Annotated in this window: 3 protein-coding genes; all 3 read left to right on the forward strand. The window is 59.8% G+C overall.

Going from position 1 to position 5,372, the window contains the following annotated elements:
- Window positions 1-2,253 precede the first annotated feature (2,253 nt).
- A complete protein-coding gene (locus M3436_18890) occupies window positions 2,254-4,569 on the forward strand; it encodes a TonB-dependent receptor (protein ID MDQ3566064.1) in 2,316 nt (771 codons plus the stop codon).
- Between the two features lie 10 nt (window positions 4,570-4,579).
- On the forward strand, window positions 4,580-5,158 hold the full coding sequence (locus M3436_18895) for a YfiR family protein (protein ID MDQ3566065.1): 579 nt from the start codon (window positions 4,580-4,582) through the stop codon (window positions 5,156-5,158).
- A gap of 3 nt (window positions 5,159-5,161) precedes the next feature.
- Window positions 5,162-5,372 (forward strand): hypothetical protein (locus M3436_18900; protein MDQ3566066.1); only part of this gene is annotated, 211 nt, incomplete at its 3' end.

Genomic DNA, 5,372 nt, shown 5'->3' on the forward strand with positions numbered 1-5,372 from the left:
ACCTGACGCGGGACACGGGGGCGTTGCGGCGTAGCTCTGCGTAGCGCGGGAACGGGTTCGTGAACATGATCGGATCAGAGAGATCCGTCAGCTCCAGGTGATCCATGGTCGGTGCAGCCATGAGCAGTTCCTCCGGGAGGCAGGGTGGCTCAGCGAAGCGCTGGCCCACCGAGGTGATGGTCAGAGGGCTCGATCGGGGTGTCGCATGCCATGTCAGCCCCCGTGCGGGTTGCCCAGATCGAAGGCAACGTCGGCCAGACGCGGCGCCTCCTTCTACCAGCTCCTCGACCGTCCACCTGCCTCGGTGATCACGGCGACCCGTCCGTTCAAGTCTCGTAATCAGGCAATTTATTAGTCTGCATTGTGTAGCCCTCTGGCCTTCCACCGACAAATGGCCTCCACGGCCATCGCTGTCGTGAGCGCGCTTGATTGCCAGGTAAGTCTGTCACCATATGGGAACTTACCAATGCAGAACGCTTCCGCCGGCCAAGCACCTGTGATTGGATCCTGGCCGGACAACAAGTAGGTCATTCCGGCATCGATTTCGGGACCCTCGTACCCGAGCATCAATAGAGTTGAGCACGCGAAGGCCGTATCGAGAAAGCGATCGCCATCCCCCCAATGGCATATGCCGCCCTTGGCCCAATGTGCGGTATCGGTGAGATCCGTGGTAATCGCCTTGATAGAGGGCCTCAAATCGAGGACATCGCCGCAACGGTATGCACGTGCTACACAGTAATGAAGGGCGTTGTTATTTGGATAATATGAACTCAGGATGGATGTATCTATTCTCCCAAAGGCTCGCATCGTATGGTCCAGGGCATCGTTTACTGCGCGTACAGCGTCTTCGAAACCCGTGCATCCACGGTGTCCAAACGTGCCAAGCGCGTAAAGCACGTTGGCATTGACTACGATATCAACGTCGTTGACCTTGGGCCCACTTGGGGACCAACCATCGGGACAAGCCCGGTGGTCTCCAACCTTGCACGCGCAAGGCATCCAGGTGAGATAGGCGCTGCTACCGACAGGAAGCCACTCGTGCCGATTTCGAAGCTTGTCCGTACCGATGTCCCTCCAATCAGCAAAAACTTCACACAGGTGGGGTGGGCTATGCGAGTTGCTTTCCGTGGAGGTGTGTTCCATGAGAGCGGCCCAAACGCAGGCCGTGTCGTCGGCATCGGCAGGGAGCTGCCATGCGCGGGGGTAGAATCCAATGTTAACCGGGCCGCGAGAGCCACCCAAGCGTAGGGAACCTCCTTGCAGTTGCAGCAGTTTAGACGGAATCTCCAGAAGTACACTGCGCTTTGGCGGTACATATGGCCAAAAGCCATATGTGTAGGCCGTTGAACCGCCTTGGCACGTAGAGCGAAACTGCCGCATAAAACAAATAGCGTCGTCCCGCATTTGACGAATGACAGCGTGGCTCTCCTCCGAGAGATGGTCTGCGCGGAGGCGACAATTCGCAGCGACGACGAGAGCATGGTAGATAAAGGAGACAACAAAAGGGCTCAGGTCCCCAACGAATGGTCCGCGAGGTGCAAAGGAGATGCACTGGGGCCAGCTGCCGTACTTGAGGGACGGAAGGTCTTGATAAGCGACGTGGGTTTGCGTCGAGTACAGAAATGCAATTGCAGAGGAGAGCCCATGGCCAGAAGGTGTTGCAAGAGGGTCTTGCGCGTCAACGCAGGACGGATGGGCTATGACGGCGAATGATCTGTCGGACTTGACAAAAAATCTTCGTACGATTCCATAGGCGAAACGAATGATGAATTCGCGCACCGTTGTCAGTTCGCACGGACCGCCACGTCACGTTTAATCGCCCATAGCGAACGCTGTCGCGCCGAAAGTTGTGTCGCTAAGTCCGACAGGCTGCTAGAGCACCCCAAGGCGATAGCCGCCGCGAACGTGGTCGGGAGAAAATTTGGGCGACGGAATAGCATCTCGATCCTCGTCGGGTGCCGACTTTGACCTCAAACGAACGATCTGTCAACCCCGAGTGCAGGACCGCTACAAGAGACACCGTCATCGCGAAGCGCGCATCCGTTCCACGCAGCGCAGCGCTGCATCTCTCTGCGCATCTCTTCAGCGCTGCAGGAGTGGCGGCGCCCGTGGCCGGGCAGGACCCAGTGGACACTCATCCGGGAGAGACTCTGCATTGATTCGGTCTGGACTCGTCTGCTACACTGTGTCGCACCGGTACCACTGGGGATACGTGGACGAGCGGGCCGTTGCTAGCCGCTCGAGGGGGACACCGTGCAGGATCTCAAGACCATACTCCTCGTCGAGGACCACCCGAACGACGTGGAGCTGACGCTCGAGGCGCTCGCCGACTGTCGCCTCGCGAATGACATCGTGGTGGTCAACGACGGCGAGGCGACCCTCGACTCGACTACCCCTATTGGCGCGGCCGGTTCGCGGGGCGCGAGCCCGCGTCCCCGGCGGTGGTGCTCGTCGACCTCAAGATGCCCAAGGTGGACGGACTCGCGGCTGCGCACCGTCAAAGCCGACCCGGCCTTGAAGCCCATCCCCATCGTGAGGCTCACCTCCTCGTGCCAGGAGCGCGACCTCGTCGAGAGCTACCCGCTCGGTGCAAAGAAACGAGGACGCCGGATCCATCGTGCCCGGACCTGGGCTGGCGGACTCTGTGCGTCGTTGTTGGCGCTGGCAGCGGTGAACTGCCGCGCGGGTGAAACGGCGCCGGCGCCGTCGACCAACGCGGCGCGTGTCCCGGCGGAGAGCGGCGTGGCCCAACTGAAAAAGTTGAGCTTGGAAGAGCTCATGGACATCGAGGTGACTTCGGTTTCCAAGCGTCCGGAGAGACTGTCGGAGACGGCATCGGCCATTCAGGTCATTACGCAAGAGGATATTCGACGCTCCGGCGCGACGCGACTACCCGAGGCGTTGCGCCTGGCCTCGAACCTGGAAGTGGCACAGATTGACTCGCGCCGGTGGGCCATCAGTGCGCGGGGATTCAACAGCGAGACTTCCAACAAACTGCTGGTGCTGATAGACGGGCGGACGGTCTATACGCCGCTGTTCGCCGGGGTGTTATGGGACGTCCAGGATACGCTCCTGGAGGACATCGATCGGATCGAAGTCATCAGCGGGCCAGGCGCCACCTTGTGGGGCGCCAACGCGGTCAACGGCGTGATCAACGTGATCACGAAGAACCCGAAGGACACTCAAGGGGCTCTGCTGCTGGGTGGCGGCGGCACAGAGTTGAACGGTTTCGGCGGCATGCGCTATGGCGGCGCCCTGACCCCCAATCTTCAATACCGCGTCTACGGCAAGTATTTTGATCGCGACAGCACCGTGCTGCCCGACGGTCGAGATGCGAGCGACGACTGGCATATGGGCCAGGGCGGGTTTCGCATGGATTGGGACGCGTCGGAAAGCAACGTCTTCACTGTGCAAGCGGACGGTTACGACGGCCGGATTTCACAGGCGGGCGCAGATGAGATCGACGTGAGCGGGGCCAATGTGATCGGCCGGTGGTCGCACACCTTTTATGAAGGCTCCGAGCTCCAACTGCAGGTATATTACGACCGGACCCACCGCGACATTCCTAACACCTTTTCCGAAGACCTCGATACCTACGATGTCGATTTCCAACACCGTTTTCCCTTGGGCGAGCGGCACGATATCGTCTGGGGACTGGGCTACCGGTTGATTGAGGACGACGTCAGCAACACTCCCGCTGTGGCCTTTCTCCCGTCCCAGGTCTCGCGGCAGTGGTTCAGCGGCTTCGTGCAGGATGAAATCGCGCTGGTGAAAGACCGGCTACACCTGTCGCTCGGCACCAAGATCGAGCACAACGATTACACCGGTTTTGAGTTTCAACCCAGCGGCCGCCTGGCTTGGAGGCTGAGCGAGCAGCAAACCCTCTGGTCGGCCATTTCGCGCGCGGTCAGAACGCCTTCTCGGATCGACCGCGAGTTTTTTCAGTTCCCCATCGACGGCGGACCCGATTTTGACTCCGAAGAGCTGCTCGCCTATGAGCTGGGATATCGCGTTCAACCCTTCTCCCGGCTCGCCCTTTCTCTGGCGGCCTATTACAACGACTACGACGACCTCCGCAGTCGGGAAAGTCGGCCTGCGGACTCTCCCGTCATCGAGTTAGCCAACGGGCTGGAAGGCGAATCCTACGGCGCGGAATTGACGGTGGACTATCGAGTCACCGATTGGTGGCGGCTCCGAGCAGGCTACACGGAATTGCGGATCGACCTCCGTCCCAAACCGGGCAGCACCGACACGACCCGCGGCAGCTTCGAATCGAATGATTCGAAGCATCACTTTTCCCTGCGTTCGTCGCTGGATCTGCCGGGTCATTGGGAATTGGACGCCGCGTTTCGTTACGTGAGCCGCATCGACAATCAGCAGGTTCCGGCCTATGGGGAGTTGGATGTGCGCCTCGGCTGGCGGCCGAGTCCAGAGCTGGAATTTTCCATCGTCGGTCAAAATCTCCTGCACGATGATCACGCCGAATTCGGCGCCTTGACTACACGCATAGAGACTACACGCAGAGAGATTGAACGCGGCGTGTTTGCGAAAGTCTTATGGCGCTTTTGAGAGGGTTAGCGTGCCAGAGGACGAAGCGCGCATCAACAGAGGTCTATCCGCAGCTTGGTTGGTTCTGTCCGCCTTGCTGCTTTCGGCCGGACTGGGCTTGTCGGCGCAAGCAGCGGCGCCTCGGGAGTATCAGCTCAAGGCCGTTTTCCTGTTTAACTTTGCTCAGTTCGTAGAGTGGCCTCCCCAAGCCTTCCCCGACCCGCAGGCTCCGCTGGTCATTGGCGTTCTCGGAAGGGACCCGTTCGGCGCGTACTTGGATGAGACGGTGCGCGGTGAAACGGTGAACAACCGATCCTTGGTCGTGCAACGCTATGGCCGCGTGGAAGATATAAACACTTGCCATATCCTGTTCATCAGCCGCTCGGAGGGGGATCGGTTGGAGCAAATTCTCGCCAGACTGAGAGGCCGGAACATCCTGACCGTGGCCGATGCCGAGGGCTTTGCTCTGCCCGGCGTGATGATCCGCTTGGTCACTGTAGAAAACAAAATTCGGCTGCAAATCAACCTGGAGGCCGCCCAAGCCGCCAACCTGAGGATCAGTTCCAAGCTGCTCAGACCCGCCGAGATTGTAACCTCGGGGAACGATTAGCCCATGTCGCTCAAAGACACACCGATCCGGCGGAAGCTGATGATAGTGATCCTGCTGACCAGCGGGGTGGTGTTGTTGCTGACGTGCGCGGCCTTTATAGCCTACGAGTTACTGAGCTTCCGACAAACCATGGTCCGGAATGTCACCATATTGGGCGAAGTCATCGCCGCCAACAGCACGGCCGCACTGGCCTTTGCGAACCAGGATGACGCGA

The sequence above is a fragment of the Pseudomonadota bacterium genome (genome assembly GCA_030859565.1).
GTDB lineage: Bacteria > Pseudomonadota > Gammaproteobacteria > JACCXJ01 > JACCXJ01 > USCg-Taylor.